Below are 16,013 nucleotides of genomic sequence, written 5' to 3' on the forward strand. Positions count from 1 at the left end.
GAGCCCAAACAGGGTCCAAATCTATCCTTTCAGGCCCGTTGTTGCAATCCCCTCGACGATATAGCGCTGAGTGAAGAAAAAGATGATCGTCCCCGGCATAACGGATAGAAGAGACATGGCAAACAATTGTCCCCACGGCGTCGCCGACTGGGAGTCGACAAAAAGCTTTAATGCCAGACCGACCGTATATTTGTCAATAGACTTAATATAAATCATATGACCGAAAAAATCATCCCAGTTCCATAGAAAGCAAAAGATCGAGACTGTCACAAGGGCAGGCTTGAGAAGCGGTAAAATAATGCGGTAGTAAATTTTGAAGGTGCTGCAGCCGTCCATTTTTGCCGCCTCATCCATTTCTTTGGGAATGCCGCGAATAAACTGAACAAGCAAAAAGATAAAGAAGGATCCGCCGATACCGCCGGCCAATGCATGCGGCACAATAAACGGCAGGTACGTGTCCACCCAACCGAATTTATCGAACATGACATATTGCGGTACGATAGTGACCTGATTAGGAAGCATAAGCGTTAACAGTACGATCGAAAACCAGAAATTTTTCAGCGGAAAATGCATTCTGGCAAATCCGAACGCAACCAGACTGCAAGAGATCAGGGAAGTGAACAGAACGCCCGCTATTAATTTAAACGTATTCCAGTAAAACACGCTAAACGGATATTTCGTAATTGCAAACCAGCCCTGAGTAAAATTTTCGATCGTCGGACTGCTCGGAAAAAAATTGGCTGACGACAGCTCCGCATTCGTTTTAAAAGCAGCGCCAAACCACCAAAACACCGGGTAAATCATAATCACGCATAAAGCAATCAAAAACAGATTGGGGACGATTACGTTCCGGATTACTTTCGTCATCTATTTTCCTCCTTCCGACTCGTAATGCACCCAGGCTCTGGAGGTGGCGAAAATCAATGCGGTAACAACTGCGATCATCACCAACAAGATCCAGGCCAAGGCGGAAGCATATCCCATCTGAAAGCGGGCAAACGCCTTATCGAATAAATACAGGGCATACATATAGGTGCTTTCTACTGGCCCGCCCTTCGTAATAATAAAAGCCTGCGTGAACATTTGAAAGGAACTGATCGTCTGAAGCACCAGATTAAATAAAATGATCGGTGATAACAATGGCAGCGTGATGGAGATAAACGTTCTGATTTTTCCCGCTCCGTCCACAGCCGAAGCCTCGTAGTATTCGCCCGGTATCTGCTTCAAGCCTGCCAAAAAAATAACCATCGCGGACCCGAACTGCCAAACGGCCAATACGATCAACGTGCCTAAGGCCGTCTCCGGCAACGAAATCCAGTTTTTCCCTTCGATATGAAATATGGAAAGCATCTGGTTCAACAGACCGCTTGTTCCGAAAATGTTGCTCCACAATATGGCTACCGCCACACTCGCCCCGATAAGCGACGGAAAGTAAATAACCGTACGGTAGATATGCATTGCCCGCAGCTTCATATTTAATACAACGGCCAACAGAAGGGCTACCGCCATTTTTAACGGAACGGAAACGGCGACAAACCATAAGGTGGCTTTGAGGGAATTCGTAAAAGATGTATCATCCATAAATATTTTTTCGAAGTTTCGCAAGCCTATCCATTGCGCCGGTTCAAGCAAGGAATAATCTGTAAACGAAAAATAGATCGATTGTATCATCGGCCAGACGGTTAGCAGGAAAAATCCGAGCAGCCATGGGGAAATATATAAGTACCCGTGCAAGGAGATGTCCTTTGCTATTTTTTTATGCGTCTTCGTTTGTAGTTTCAAAGCTGACCTCTCCTTTATTTAAATTTCCCTTCCTTGAATAAGATTATCTGGATCTGCTTGGCTCCAAGGCGTTTCGTACGTCGGTTGATTCACGTACCTGCTCATCGACATCTGCAGTTTAACCCCGGCACCTTTGCCAAGACTCACCTGCAGCCATTTGCCGTCGACGGATAAGCTTTCATTCATTTCTTTTTTTCCGGACCCTGAAACAACCGCTTCATGGAAGCAATGCTCGCCGAAGCCGCCGGCTTGTATAATGACTTCCTTGCCCTCGAACAGGTCGAGATTGATCAAGCTTAACGTAACAGAATTGTCCGTTAATGCCTCTACCAGCGCGCTGACCTGCGGCGGAAGACCCGGCCTTTGCGCCGCGGCATCGTAATACCGGACCCGCGCATGCTGCAGACCGCCGTGGGATATATGCATAGGAGCGCCCAAAGTCAGCTGCAACAGACCTTCTGGATAAACAGGGCACATCTCCTGCCATTTATGAATACTGGATAAGTCGCCCAAACTGTAGCCGTCGGAAATCCACGACTCCGGGTTGCCTTCCGGAGATCTCATCTTCTCCAACTGCTTCGTAACCAACGTGTAGTTGGCTTTTAATATGTTCTCAGGATAAGAACGGTCATTGCCGCGGATAAATTCAAACCAAGGAATCGTATTGGCAATATAATGCTTTGTTTCTTTACCGGTATTCGGATTACGCCCTGAAACGATCGGAACCTCAATTTCCTTGTAGAAGTCCGCAGCCTGTAAGCGCTCGTACCTTTCAATATCCCCATCTTCCATCGATACGGTCCATAAATAAATAGGGTACGCAGGATTAGCCGGTTTGTAGTCGGTCCAGCCGCTGTCCAGATGCTTATGAGGCACAACCCAGAGGTTGCCTTCCTGTCTTCCCAAGCTGTAGTTGATATCAAGCTGCTTTCTGATCACATTCAACCAATTTTTATCTCCTGTCAACAGTACGGCGTTCATAGCTGCATTAGTGAGCGGCTCAACAATCGTAAACAAACCGTGCGACCACCGCCAGCCGTAATAACCGCCCCACCATTTCCCGTCGTTATACTCTCCGATAATGCCCGATAAACCGACGTTATCCGGCATGATTCCGCCATTAAGAACTGCCCTGTCTCTCCATGCGGCAATATATTCCGTTACCCATTTACGAAGTTGTTCATCTCCGCTGTACATATAGGCGTGGGCAATCAGGCTGGTTGCGTTAAGATTTAACGGCACATCTCCTTTGGCCATGCGTTCGTTCATTTTCGCAATAATTTCACGGTACACCTCATCATTGGACCAAGGACACTTCCCGCTGTTGATATCCACCCCGGTCAAATCCTCGAATGGAGCCAGATAGTCGTCCAAAATGCCCCTGTGCGTCATCCAATCTTCTTCAGTCATAACAAACCGCGGTCCCCGGCTTCCATTAATAGGAGACCGGATCAATTTCTTCTCTTTGTCATAATTTTGCGCTTCACTGTCTTCTCCGGTATAGAAGCTTGCGAATCTGCGCGCTCGCTGTCGGTCCCTCAAACTTTCGGGATCGGCCAGGCCAAGGAAATAAAAGAACAAATATCCTTCCCCATGATGCATCCAATCGTAATAACCGTCGAACTCGCGGTAAATCTGGCCGTATTCGGTCCATTGCCAAGTAATGCCTTCCCACACTTTACGGGCGTGACCGTACAATTCTTTTTTTCCGCCCAATACATAGAGCAGGGCCAGGTTCATAAAGCCTTCGTACGGATCGTCGGAGCCGTCCATGCCCGGCCACACTTTTCTCCAAACCAAGGTGCCGTCCGGCTGCACGTAGCGCTCTACAAATTCCTCAGCCGCTTCATTTAAAACTGTCATCAATTGCTGCTGCAGCAATGCCCATTCGGGCGGAACGCACATTTCGTCTATCCGAAGTTTTTGCATATCCTTTTGCTGTTTCATCACGCTCTAACCACCTTGTATCGTCAATTTGACTTTATTGTAAAGTGAAAGCGGCAATTAAAAAAGAAGGGAAATTAATAAATGTTTTCACTTTTTAAGAATGCCATGTATGCTTTTTTCCAATTGTTCTCTACTTAAAACTTGCGTCCGGCAGCAAACTCTGGATTGCTGGTGCACCACATGCTGAAAGGAGCCGTTTCCTCCTGTTTCTTCCTCGTACATTTCCAAAAAAAATGTGGACATCCGCTTCTCTAAAACGGATGTCCACATAAGGCATGCAGCACTATACTCTGGCCGTTATTCATGATCAAAACAAGCAGGCTGATGCTGCTGAACAACGGATCGTGACGCTCATACCGGAAGTACAGTTATATAGGTTGTCGTCATATAAAACTATTATTCGCCAGCTTACCTGGAGGATCTATATACTATCATGTCAGCGATATTTCATCGTTACTCCCAATATTAATTACACTTTTTGTTGCAGAGCTATGGTTATATCCCGGTCTACCTCAGCCTGAAGCGCCGTTACATCCACGATGTCATATCCCTGGCGAGTTAAATATTGCGGTATATATTGACTCGCGGTTTGAGCCGCATAAATTCCCCAATGTTGGGATGCCGCTTGCAAATGCTTGACCGCCTGCATCTGATGGGACAACTCACCCGTTTTTTGATACAGACATAGCTGCACTGCGCCCAATATTTTGGAAGCGTAATATCTTCCCAGGTAGGACATGGCCCTCAGATCTCCTATTGTAAGCCGCAGTTCCTTATCCGTCGCAGTATATATCTCCTCTATGAGCCCTAAAGTACGATCTGCGTAATTGTTCAGATCTTGTGCGACTCTGGACGGAGATTTACCCGAAATGAAGCTGCTTTCGATTATCTTCTCGCAATAATCCGGAATACTCACAAGTCCGCTTTCAGGCATTGGGGCATCGTCGATAAAATGCTGTACCGTATGAAAACCTTTGGCTATTCCCGGATGACTGTAGCAGGCTTCGGGATACCATTGGAAATCGAGATGATTCTCCTCCCAATGAAACGTGGTCACCAGCGGTAAAATTTTCGATGCCGTCGCCCAGGCTTCAAAGAGTGTGCGGCTAGGAGTCTCGGGGAAACGGAAGCCCAGCTGCTTCTCAAAATGCGTATCCGGAACGGTCGGGTCATATGATAACCGGCCCCACAGCATAAAACCGTACCATCGCTTCTTGATGATAGTTTGGCGTGGCGAATCGGGTTCGGTACTGATAAATTCCCGTCCCCATACAATTCCATCCGGTCCCATATAGAAGCCGGCCAGTTTCTCATTGGATGGCATGTTTAAAATATACTGGCGGACAAATTCGGGATCGCCCCATCGAAAATAGTAATAGTCATCGTCCCGAACGGTGAGCCACGTTTTCTTTCCTGCCGGCAGTTCGTTCAAAAAACCTCCCTGCAGCTCCTTGTAACCGTTCGTCTGGTAAATAAAGGGGGGATGGACTGAGGAATACATATGCGCGAGTGAATATTTGTAGCTGAAATCAAACGTGTCGGTGTAATTCGAAAATGCCTTATCGATTGTAGATAAAGCAGATTGATGCGCTCGGTGGATGAACCTGATTTTACGCTCCGGATCTTTTCGTTTAACATCCATGACCCCTTCCCCATAGGTCCGCCACAACCATTCCTCATTGAGCTGTGGCTGATTATGCAGCATGTTTTCACCGGCGGTGACACCGATACCGGAGAGAAGAGGGTAAGTTTCGAGCAAACAGCGGACACTCGCCCGGAAATAGTCGATGGTTATTTCGTTATTCTGGTCACAAGTAATGCCGTAACGGTTACCCTCGGTACCGTATGTGAAAATATTCCACGTTATTATATACACATCGATCCCGCGTTTTTTTGCATGCAGCATTACCTCGCGCCAAAAAGATACTTTCTCGGTAATTGTCATCTCCCGAACCGTTTCCAAGCTGGCAAGTGTCGACGCTGTCGACATCTCGGTTCCTCCTAGTCTTGCCCGGATTGGGATGGTCGTTTTCTTCACGTCATTCAGGGCAATCTCCGGATACTCGGGAACCTGAACCATGGATGGGAACGGATGCAGATTCCATAGTGACAGGGCATTATACCGGTACAACGCCATGTCGTCCAGAAACTCTCGCCAAAAGTCCAGACTCCACATTTCCTCGATGTTATGTTGTGCGGCATCCCCGTTATCGGAATAGCTCGGTGTACGCGCGTCCAGGGGAATGTTGAATTTAATGCCTCGATTCGGTATATGCGGATTGCAAATCTTGTTGCCGATATCCTCGATATTCCGTCCTGTATTAACGGCATCCGCAACCTCCAGCCCTCCATACATCGCCCCCACCGGGTCGGCGCCTGTAACCCAACATAGCGTATAACCGTTTCCTCGCTCCATTCTTATTGCGAAACCTTGCGGCGAAAGAGACGGTCCGGAAGAAATGCCTGATTCAGCTCGCACTTCTACGGTTGAAGCAAGTACGATTCGAATCGGTTCGCTCAGTTCGGTTATTGCATCAAGGGGAGCATATGCAGCTATAATATTCCTGCTTGCCAGAGCCTCCTGCAGTTTTCCGGCAGCGAAGGCTATTGTTGAAATCGTCTCGTCGAATACAATGACAGCTTGATTCATTTTTTCATCCTCCTGTAATTTTAATACGCCCCCCGGTATAGCATGTCGGATCAGACCCTCGTCTAGCTTATAACCGGTTGTGCATCCTGATTTGTAAATTCCTTATACGGCCTCACACTTGTCCATTTATTAATATAAGAAGATTCGTTTATTTGCGAAATGAACGGATAATCGGCAAAATTGGAGAAGGTAGTTATGTTGCCATTGTACACGATTTTATCTCTAAACCTCACCAGATAGATCGAATCGATAGCCGGAAATTCATGCTTTATTTCCTGCAGCCGATTGAAAACCTGGTAATTTAAATAAATATTTCGATAATTGCTTTCATCAAAAAATTCATTTATCAATTTGTTGTAAAGAATCTCGTTAATGATCATATAATCAATACTTTTTAAAGAAAGATCGATAGATTTCATGATTTGCCTTGCATAGATTTCATTTGCTTTGGCCGCATCCTGTTTCTTCTGGACAATAAGGTTTTGGAAGAAAACCAGAAAAACAACACCGAACAGGATAAGAAAAACGGGAATATAAGACAGCAGCATGCGAAAAAACCAAGTGTTTTTTATCATTCTCGCCTCTACATCCTTCAGTTTTAGATATGAGCATATCTCCTTCAATGAAGACGCTTGCAAGGAGCGGTTCAACGTAAACCGGGTTATACACAACGTGTGCGCACACGGTTTAAATATAACATCTCAATTTTTTACATGTCAACACGATTCCTGCTTTTTACATCCCCGATATTCTCAGGCGGCATTCAAGGAGCTTTGCGGCCGAACAAAATGTGTCACTTCCACCAAAGGAAGTGACACATTAAACATTCGGATGAATCATCCAGAGATGATATAATGACCATTAGGCTCGGTCGAGAACGAGACGGTAACGGCATCCGGCCGTTCGATTGCGACAGGTTGTCCGCAGCTTGTTTTGACAGACATTGTTTGACCCGATCGCACCCTGCACGTGCGGCCAAGCGTGGAACGTATAGTTGCCGAGCAGAGCCGTCCGTCCTCCCAGGTTATTCCGACTTCGAAGCCCCCTCTCGCCCGTAAGCCGCGAACCGTCCCCGCCGCCCAATCCGCCGGAAGCGCCGGCAGTAGATGCAATTCCCCGTCGTGGCTTTGTAACAACATTTCCGCAATGCCTGCGGTCCCCCCAAAGTTGCCATCAATTTGAAAGGGGGGATGATTGTCAAACAAATTCGGCAACGTCGAGGAACGAAGCAGAGCAAGGACATTGTCGTACGCTTTCTCTCCTTCTTCAAGGCGTGCCCACATATTGATGATCCATGCCCGGCTCCATCCGGTATGCCCGCCGCCATTGGCCAAACGACGCTCCAACGTTACCTTTGCCGCCTCTGCCCAGTGTGGCGTTCGCTTCACCGTAATCTGATTTCCCGGATGCAAGGCGAACAGATGGGAGATATGCCGGTGTCCGGGCTCTTTCTCCTCATAATCTTTCAACCATTCCTGGATTTGGCCGAATTGACCCACCTTAATCTGCGGCAGACGAGCATGAACCGACCGCAACCGGGAAAGGAAATTTTCATCCATCCCTAAACTCTCTCCGGCCTCCAAAACGGCGCGGAACAGAGCGTGAAGGATTTGATTATCCATCGATGCGCCATAGCATAATTGACCTGTCTCTCCGTTAGGCAAGACATACGTATTCTCAGGCGATACCGATGGGCACGTAACGAGGTATCCGTCCGGTCCCTCTACCAAAAAATCCAGGAAAAATTCAACGGCTTCTTTCATGGCGCCGTAGCTTCGCTCCAGATGGGCCCGGTCGCCGCTAAACAAATAATGCTCCCATAGATGAAGACAGAGCCAGGCCGCTCCCAGCGGCCAATACGTTGCCGGCAAATAAATGTCCTGCGGTGCCGTATCCGCCCATATGTCCGTATTGTGATGCGCGACGAACCCGCGGCAGCCATACATCTTTTGGGCCGTAACCCGACCTGGCTCGCGCATGCGCTCGATCAGCTCGAAGAGCGGCTGGTGGCATTCCTGCAGGTTGCATGTTTCGGCATGCCAATAGTTCATTTGCGTGTTAATGTTGATCGTATATTTGCTGTCCCAGGGCGGCCGCATCTGTTCATTCCAAATCCCCTGCAGGTTAGCGGGGAGCGATCCGGGGCGGCTGCACGCAATCAATAAATACCGGCCATATTGAAAATAAAGTGCGACAAGACCCTGATCCTTCTCTCCCTCTCTAACTCTTCGCAGCCGCTCATCCGTAGGAAGCTGTCGATAGCCGTCGTCTTGAAGCTCGAAGTGGACTCGTGTGAACAGGGAAGCGTAGTCCTGCACATGACGTTTATAAATCGTTTCAAACATGCGGGCGGCAGCGGACTGAATAGTACGGAAGCAGGCTGCTTCCGGATCCGATCGACGAAACGTCGTTTCGGCGGCAAGCAGCAGCATCACGCTGTCCGCTTGTTCCACCTGCAGATGTTCGCCAATCGTACGTACCGTTCCCCCCTGCGGAATGGCTGTCAGCCGGGTGCAGAAGTCAGACCCTCCCTGTCCGCCGCAATTCCCTTTCGCAACAATGGAATTCCCTTCAACTCCGAACGCTTCATCCAAATACCGGTGTCCGCCCCTTGTCAGCCTCGCAATGAAGGAGACACTGCCGGGCCTATCGGCCGTGAGCCTGATCACAATCGCCTGATCGGGAAAGCTCGAGAAATACTCCCTTGTATAGACGATGCCGTCCGCTTCATAAGTTACGGTCACAACCGCCTTCTCCAGATCAAGCTCACGCCGGTAGCTGCGCGTTTTTCGATGATCGAATTGCAGGAACAAATCGCCAAGCGGCATGTAGTGGCGCTGGCTTTCCGGCGTGCCGGATAAAGCCATGGCTGCCAGCTTATGGGCTTCCTTCAGCGTCCCTTCCATCAGAAGGCGGCGGATATCCGGCAAAAACTTGGCGGCATCCGGATTATTCCTGTCTCTCGGTCCGCCATACCATACCGAATCCTCATTCAATTGAATGCGGTCCGTACCAGTAAGTCCGAAGATCATGGCGCCCAAACGGCCATTTCCAATCGGCAGCGCTTCGTTCCATTCTTCCGGCTGTTTGTTGTACCATAACTTGGAGTTCCCCACAATGTTTCCCCCAATCCATGACAAATTCAATCGGAGCCTGTTGTCTGACATAGGGACATTATAACCGATATACGGACCTAATTAAACGGTGACGACGATCCATCCTGATTCGATATCGATCGGATAGGTTTCAACACTGTCGATCTCGCCTTCAGACTCATTCATGATTTCCACATCGTACGTTTTGACCAGGCATTTGAACGGGTCAAAAACCGATTTGCCGTTGGTAATGTCAAATTCCCAGCCGTGCCAAGGACACCGCACAATCTCCCCGTCTCTGCCATATCGGTACTCTCCCGGTTCCGACGGTAGCATGATGCCTTGAATCTCACCCACACACAGCTCCGCTCCCTGGTGAGGACAACTGTTTTTTAAAGCGTAGAATTGGCCCTTCACATTAAAGACTCCAATAGAACGACCCTCGAGGACGACGAGTTTCCGGTCTCCGGGCCGCAGTTCCTGAACAGGACAGATGGCGTGTTTACTCATGATTTTCAATGCTCCTTTGACTGAGATTCTCCCAAACGATACAACTGTCTCGCGTTATCGGACAAAATTTTTTGTCGTGAATCCGAGGGAAGAAATGAAAAACTATCCGGCGAAGCATAATGCTCGTCAGGGTAATCGCTCGAATACATGAGCAAATTTTCATAATCGAACATGGATAGGACGTCCATCAGATCTTCGTCTTTCAGGGGACGCTCCAACGGGCTGGCTGTAAAGCGAACGTGCTCGCGCAAATAATCGCTAGGCCGTTTTTTAACCCAAGGGATTTCCGAACGCAGGCCCTTATATTCTTGATCCAGTCTCCACATTAACGCCGGAAGCCAAGCGACTCCGCCTTCCGCAATGACAATCCGCAGATTCGGGTAACGCTCGAATACCCCCTCCGTCAGGATACTGAGAAGATGAACCTGCATGGCAAACGACAGACCCGCGTAGTACTCAAGGAAATGAGAAGGATACCCCTGGGAGGCCAAAATATTGATTCCCATTCCGTCGGTGCCCGGGTGAATGACAAGCGGAAGCTCGTGGCGAACGCAGGCATCGTAGATGGGGTAATACTGCCGCTGACCCAAAGGCGCTCTCGCGCCCGAGTCGATTAATACCTGCACGAAGTGCGCATGACCAGCCCATCGGTCAATCTCCTTGGCTGCCGATGCCGGATCCTGATGGGCGATAGTGATGGAGCCCTTAAAGCGGCCGTCTGGATTATACTCCCCCAGCCAGCTGTCGGAAAGCCATTCATTATACGCAGTCGCCACGGCGGAGGCGTAATCCGGGTCGTGGTGCATACACACGTGAGAGCGTGGCAACAAAATTGCTGTATCAATCCCTTGAACGTCGAACAATTGCTCGCGCAAGAATTCCGGTTCCGAACCAGGCTTTCCTCCTCCCGAGGGAACTGTCCGCTGCGGCGATATCGGATTTTTGTAAAAATTGTTTGTCCATATACTGAAACGATGTTTCCACGGTTGCGACAAATACGCTTTGATTTCTTCCGGGTTGCGCGGGACGACATGCACATCGCAATCTACGACTCCAGTCCGTGCGGCGCAATCTCCCCGGTCTAACTCGGCAACAGTTTTCATAATTATCAGCCTCCAGTTGATGTTGATGATGCAATGCTTCCTTTCTAGCGAATGGTTATAGGCCGTACAATTCCTTGGCATTTTCGAAATAAATACGCCGGCGCATTGATTCCGGTATTCTGGGGAATGCGTACCGCGGGTTATCGAAATCCCAATGCGGATAATCGCTGGAAAACATCAGGATGTTTTCTGCATCCATCAATTCGAGCATGCGTACCAGGTGCTTATCCTGATCCGGGCGTTCCAGCGGCTGCGAGGTAATGCGCACATGATCGCGAATATATTCGCTAGGTTTACGTTTCAGCCACGGCACCTCGGAACGATACCGTTCATACAGAGTATCCAACCGCCATAACAATGCCGGCATCCAGGAAACTCCCCCTTCGACAAGGACGACCTTTAGTCGCGGAAATCGCTCGAAGACACCTTCAATCAGCATACTTACCAGATGTGTCTGATAGCCGATGCAGTGGGCTGTGCTCCATTCGATGTAGTGTGTGGGGAAGCCGCTGGAAGCTTGAAGATTGATTCCCATTCCGTCTGTACCGACGTGGGTGGAGAACGGAAGATTATGCTTTTGGCATGCTTCGAATATTGGGTCGTATATCGGATTCCCGTACGGGGCCCGCGATCCGGAATCAGACAAAACTTGGACAAAATGGGGATGTCCAGCCCATCGTTCGATTTCCCGGGCGGCGGCGACTGGGTTTTGATGCGCAATTTGTATGGAGCCCTTAAAGACACCGTCCGCATTATATTTGCCAAGCCAGGTTTCGTCCAACCAATTGTTAAAAGCACTCGCCTTGACAGTCGCGAACTCCGCGTAGGGCAACGGATTACAAAATGCTCTGTGGAGCAATATCGCATGTGTAATTCCATATTCGTCGATCAACTGCTTCCGCAAAAAATCGGGATCCGACGCAACCGGCAGACCGTTGGGAGGTTTGGCGTCCGTCCGGTTCACATAGGTTGGGTGTGCGAACAAATCGCGGCCGCCCACAAGAGGCCTCCAATGCCATTTCGGATCCAGATGTGTACGAATCTCATCCAGGCTTTGGGGGCTGACATGCACATCGCAATCGATAATGCCGTATTTGTTTTTCTTCGGCTTGCGCTCTTCCTTGGTTTGCTGCAACATTCGAATTCTCCTCTCGGCGATCGTAATTCGGGTCAGCCTTTAACTGAACCCAGAAGCACACCTTTTGCAAAATATTTTTGTAAAAACGGATAAACGACCAATATCGGCAACATCGCCACCACCACTGCAGACAATCGGATCGTTTCCAGTGGCAGAATAAAATCGTTGTCTGAACGAGTACCTTCAATGCTTGTTGAACTGGCATCCACAATAAGAGTTTTCACCAGCAGTTGAAGCGTCCATTTCTTAGCGTCAGACAAATAGATCAAGGCGTTGAAATAAGTGTTCCAATGAGCTACCGCAAAGAAAAGCGTGAAAGCCGCGAGCGCTGGCTTAGACAGCGGCAGAATGATACGAAAGAATACCCCCAAATCGTTACAGCCGTCAATCTTACCCGAATCCTCCAGCTCCAAGGGAAGCGATTCGAGGAAGCTTTTCACCACGATCAGGTTGAAAGAGCTAATCATCGCCGACCATATAAGTGCCCAATAGGAATTAAGCAGCCCTAAACTTTTGATCAGCAGAAAGTTCGGCACGATACCCGCATTGAATACCAGGGTTAGAATTACGACACCGATAATCCAATTTCGATGCGGCAAATTTTTCTTGGTTAAGCCGTAAGCCATTGTAAAGGTAAAGATGATATTGAGGATTGTGCCTATTATCGTAATGTAGACGGTACTATAAAGCGCATTCTTGAAATTGATAGAACTGACAATGTATTTATAACCGGCGAGCGAAAACTTCTGCGGAATCAAATAAAAAGAGAATGGTTTGTACACTTCCGGATCGGTTAAAGAAACGCTTGCGACATAAAGAAACGGCAACAGGCACATCAGTGATATAAGCAAAATCAATCCGTAAATGATAGCATCAAACAACGTCATCCTTCGACTGGCCCTAACCGCCTTCATTACTCTTGCCTCCTATCCTGCGCCACAATCAATAGATACCTTCGTGACCTAATTTTTTGACGATCTTGTTGGCGGCAATGACGAGGACGAGGCCAACGACGCCTTTAAACATGCCGACTGTAACCCCGACGCTGATCTGCCCCCGCTGTACGCCTTGGGCAAAGGCATAGGTGTCAAAAACATCGGCAACATTTTTAACTAACGGGTTCATCATCAGCAGCAGTTGTTCAAAGCCGACATCGGCCATATGTCCGAGCCGCAAAATCAGCAAAATGACGATAGTCGGCCGGATTGCCGGCAACGTGATGTGCCAGATTCTTCGTATTCGGCCCGCCCCGTCCATTTCCGCAGCCTCATATAATTGCGGGTCGACACCGGCTATGGCGGCAAGGAAAATGATCGTTCCCCAGCCGACGTCCTTCCAGACATTCTGGGCCGTAAGCAATCCCCAGAACAAGTTAGGGTTTGTCAAGAATGAAACCGGTACCTTCCCCAGTGAAATAAATAGTTTATTAATGACGCCGATATCCTGCGACAGCAAAAAGAACGTGAGGCTCGCTACCACTACCCATGACATAAAGTGAGGCAAATACAATATGGACTGATTTATCTTCTTGAACCATTCGTGCTTAAGTTCATTAAGCATCAGTGAAATAACAATAGGTAGCGGAAAAAAGAAAACGAGACTATACAAATTGATAAGTAAAGTATTGCGAAGCATGATATAGAAATACTCGTAAGTAAACAAATCAATGAAATTTTCCAGACCTACCCACTTGCTGTGAAGGATGCCAAGCGCCGGGCTGTAATTTTGGAAGGAAATAACCAGGCCCCACATTGGCACGATCTTGAACAGCAAAAAATAAAAAAATCCGGGCAACGTCAGCAAATAAATATAGCGAAAATTTTTATAGAGTTTCCAGCGGTCACGCCAAGTTATACGAACGCTTTGCGTTCTCAATGGTTTCATGCCGACTGTATTGGCCTTTATCATGCTGCACCTCCGCTCGCGATACCGGAAAATCAGGCAGACAGGGAGCACCTCCTGAACCGGTACGTTATTTCATCATGATCTTATAGTTTTCGTTGAATTCCTGATATGCTTTCTTGAAATCAGCCATGTTGTTCAGCTTATCAATATACGCTTTGAAATCGGATATGGAAATATCTCCGATTATGGCCTTAGTTCGCATGGTTATGAATTCATCGGAATATTTCGGCCATACTTTAAGCCATGTATCCGAAAGCAGCAGCTCCTGCAGAGGAACCTTGCCTACCTCCTCTGCTTTAAATTGCTTCATTTGCTCGATTTTCGCATCGTTCCATGCTTTGGAAGCCTGGGGAGAGACAACTTTCAGCCACGGATCCTCCGCCAATACCATAAATTGGTTGACATCAACGGTAATTTCCTTCTTGCCTACGTCAGTCAACTTCCTCTCGTTGTTCTCGATCTTGTAATGTACCCCTTCCATCCCATGGCTGACAATATCCGTCATTTCCGAGGAGGCCATCGTATCGTACATCTTTAAAATTTGTTTAACCTTCGCCTCCGGCACCTTCTTGGGTATCATAATGCCCCCTGTTGTCAGCTTCGTATGAGCCAGAGCGTACCCTTTCGGACCTTTAATCAGAGCGGCGTCGACGATGGCACCCGGCTGCGTCTTCTTTATCGCTTCCGTAGCATCCCAGGCGTGGTAAATATTCCAGACATAGGCCGCGAGAACCCCCGAATTAAACAAATCCTGCACCTGCGAAGCCTTCATGACCGAGAATTCTTTGGCCATGACGCCGTCGGCATATCGATCCCGATACCACGAAACGAAGTCCACATAGTTGGGTGTCAGAAAAGGATATACCATGCCGCCCTCGTTATTGTATATCGGATCCCACACGCCAAACATTCCCGCGTAATAATCATTATAATCCAGTCCTATCGTCGTTTTCTTGCCATTGCCAGCCGGATCGCTATCGACGATCTTTTTCAAGGCGATGTTGAACTCCTCCAGAGTTTGCGGCACCTTCAGACCTGCCTTTTCCAACCAGTCCTTGCGGATCTGTACAATCGAGTCCAGCTTCCCCCGCGTTCGCGGCAATGTATAAAGCTTGCCGTCGATCCGCAGATACTTAGCGCGCTCCGGAATGATTTTTTTCAGATTGGGATAATCACTGTAATCTCCAAGAAGGGGTTCGAGATCCCAGAAAACCCCTTGTTTGGCGGCATTGACGACCGGCAAATATTTTTCGGACGTAACCGTCAAGATATCCGGCAAATCCCCTGAAGCCAGAACCAGATCAAGCTTGCTGTTATAATCGGGAGCAGGTACCCAGTCGACTGTCAGCTTTGTATTCGTCCGTTTCTGGATTTCCGTCCATACAGCATTGTTCATCTGCGGCACTTCAAAATACAGCGAAGACATGACCTTGAGCTCCAGCGGATTGCCCGCATCGGCAGAGGAGGGCGCCTCCCCTTTGGAATCAATGGCGCCGCTTCCGCAGGCCGAGACAAACAACCCAAGCGCCAACGAGGAACATCCTGCAAAAACCAGTCTTGTGATCGTATGCGTTTTCAATAAATATCCTCCTCGTATAGTATTTCTTGAAGGTTGTTGTTGGGCTAATTTCCAGTACCCTAGGGTACTGGCGGCCGCCTTCAAAATTTCCAATTTGATCTTTGAAAAATAAATGAAAATCTTAAATTGGGACTGGACTTTTCGTGATGCTTCCAGACAATGAATCTTAGGGTCATTCGGGGAAATTCTTTTTCCTCCTGTAGTTCAACTACTTCATAAGTCTGTTTCCCTGGCACTCGTGCGGCACTTCTTACCCGCTGGCTGTTCCCTCCGGCAACCCATGCCCGAAGATAGCAGCTTCGGG

13 protein-coding genes are annotated in these 16,013 nt (G+C 48.3%); all 13 read right to left on the reverse strand.

Features of this window, described 5'->3' with window-relative positions; all coding sequences use genetic code 11:
• Positions 1-21: 21 nt before the first annotated feature.
• Complete coding sequence (locus E1757_RS33830; protein ID WP_133236597.1) at positions 22-867, reverse strand: carbohydrate ABC transporter permease; 846 nt, start codon at positions 865-867, stop codon at positions 22-24.
• Entirely contained in the window at positions 868-1,782 is a 915-nt protein-coding gene (locus E1757_RS33835) for a carbohydrate ABC transporter permease (RefSeq protein ID WP_246079705.1), read from the reverse strand.
• Between the two features lie 18 nt (positions 1,783-1,800).
• Complete coding sequence (locus E1757_RS33840) at positions 1,801-3,729, reverse strand: DUF8034 domain-containing protein (RefSeq protein WP_484217469.1); 1,929 nt, start codon at positions 3,727-3,729, stop codon at positions 1,801-1,803.
• Positions 3,730-4,198: 469 nt separating this feature from the next.
• Complete coding sequence (locus tag E1757_RS33845; RefSeq protein ID WP_133236601.1) at positions 4,199-6,379, reverse strand: carbohydrate-binding family 6 protein; 2,181 nt, start codon at positions 6,377-6,379, stop codon at positions 4,199-4,201.
• A gap of 62 nt (positions 6,380-6,441) precedes the next feature.
• Complete coding sequence (locus E1757_RS33850) at positions 6,442-6,954, reverse strand: cache domain-containing protein (RefSeq protein WP_133236603.1); 513 nt, start codon at positions 6,952-6,954, stop codon at positions 6,442-6,444.
• 261 nt (positions 6,955-7,215) lie between these two features.
• A complete protein-coding gene (locus E1757_RS33855; protein WP_133236605.1) occupies positions 7,216-9,546 on the reverse strand; it encodes a glycoside hydrolase family 95 protein in 2,331 nt (776 codons plus the stop codon).
• Positions 9,547-9,576: 30 nt separating this feature from the next.
• Positions 9,577-9,984 carry a Rieske (2Fe-2S) protein gene (locus tag E1757_RS33860; RefSeq protein ID WP_133236607.1) on the reverse strand — a complete coding sequence of 136 codons (408 nt, stop codon included), beginning with the start codon at positions 9,982-9,984 and terminating at the stop codon, positions 9,577-9,579.
• Positions 9,985-9,989: 5 nt separating this feature from the next.
• Positions 9,990-11,087, reverse strand: a complete 1,098-nt coding sequence (locus E1757_RS33865; RefSeq protein ID WP_165972412.1) for an amidohydrolase family protein — start codon at positions 11,085-11,087, stop codon at positions 9,990-9,992.
• A gap of 55 nt (positions 11,088-11,142) precedes the next feature.
• The gene (locus E1757_RS33870; protein ID WP_133236611.1) at positions 11,143-12,225 is read right to left on the reverse strand and encodes an amidohydrolase family protein; all 1,083 of its coding nucleotides are present in this window, start codon (positions 12,223-12,225) and stop codon (positions 11,143-11,145) included.
• A gap of 32 nt (positions 12,226-12,257) precedes the next feature.
• Complete coding sequence (locus E1757_RS33875) at positions 12,258-13,139, reverse strand: carbohydrate ABC transporter permease (RefSeq protein WP_133236613.1); 882 nt, start codon at positions 13,137-13,139, stop codon at positions 12,258-12,260.
• A gap of 28 nt (positions 13,140-13,167) precedes the next feature.
• Positions 13,168-14,133, reverse strand: coding sequence for an ABC transporter permease (locus E1757_RS33880; protein ID WP_133236615.1), 966 nt, complete (start codon positions 14,131-14,133; stop codon positions 13,168-13,170).
• Between the two features lie 64 nt (positions 14,134-14,197).
• A complete protein-coding gene (locus tag E1757_RS33885) occupies positions 14,198-15,709 on the reverse strand; it encodes an extracellular solute-binding protein (RefSeq protein WP_133236617.1) in 1,512 nt (503 codons plus the stop codon).
• An 80-nt stretch (positions 15,710-15,789) separates the two neighbouring features.
• A partial coding sequence (locus E1757_RS36315) for a hypothetical protein (RefSeq protein WP_220446560.1) occupies positions 15,790-16,013 on the reverse strand: 224 nt, incomplete at its 5' end.

The sequence above is a fragment of the Paenibacillus piri genome, assembly GCF_004354045.1.
GTDB lineage: Bacteria > Bacillota > Bacilli > Paenibacillales > NBRC-103111 > Paenibacillus_S > Paenibacillus_S piri.

What these genes read in the sequence shown, in the direction of transcription:
- E1757_RS33850 (WP_133236603.1), bottom strand. Translation starts at nt 6,954, where the DNA reads ATGATAAAAAACACTTGGTTTTTTCGCATGCTGCTGTCTTATATTCCC.
- E1757_RS33865 (WP_165972412.1), bottom strand. Translation starts at nt 11,087, where the DNA reads ATGAAAACTGTTGCCGAGTTAGACCGGGGAGATTGCGCCGCACGGACT.
- E1757_RS33840 (WP_484217469.1), bottom strand. Translation starts at nt 3,729, where the DNA reads ATGAAACAGCAAAAGGATATGCAAAAACTTCGGATAGACGAAATGTGC.
- E1757_RS33875 (WP_133236613.1), bottom strand. Translation starts at nt 13,139, where the DNA reads ATGAAGGCGGTTAGGGCCAGTCGAAGGATGACGTTGTTTGATGCTATC.
- E1757_RS33870 (WP_133236611.1), bottom strand. Translation starts at nt 12,225, where the DNA reads ATGTTGCAGCAAACCAAGGAAGAGCGCAAGCCGAAGAAAAACAAATAC.
- E1757_RS33855 (WP_133236605.1), bottom strand. Translation starts at nt 9,546, where the DNA reads ATGTCAGACAACAGGCTCCGATTGAATTTGTCATGGATTGGGGGAAAC.
- E1757_RS33845 (WP_133236601.1), bottom strand. Translation starts at nt 6,379, where the DNA reads ATGAATCAAGCTGTCATTGTATTCGACGAGACGATTTCAACAATAGCC.
- E1757_RS33880 (WP_133236615.1), bottom strand. Translation starts at nt 14,133, where the DNA reads ATGATAAAGGCCAATACAGTCGGCATGAAACCATTGAGAACGCAAAGC.
- E1757_RS33830 (WP_133236597.1), bottom strand. Translation starts at nt 867, where the DNA reads ATGACGAAAGTAATCCGGAACGTAATCGTCCCCAATCTGTTTTTGATT.
- E1757_RS33860 (WP_133236607.1), bottom strand. Translation starts at nt 9,984, where the DNA reads ATGAGTAAACACGCCATCTGTCCTGTTCAGGAACTGCGGCCCGGAGAC.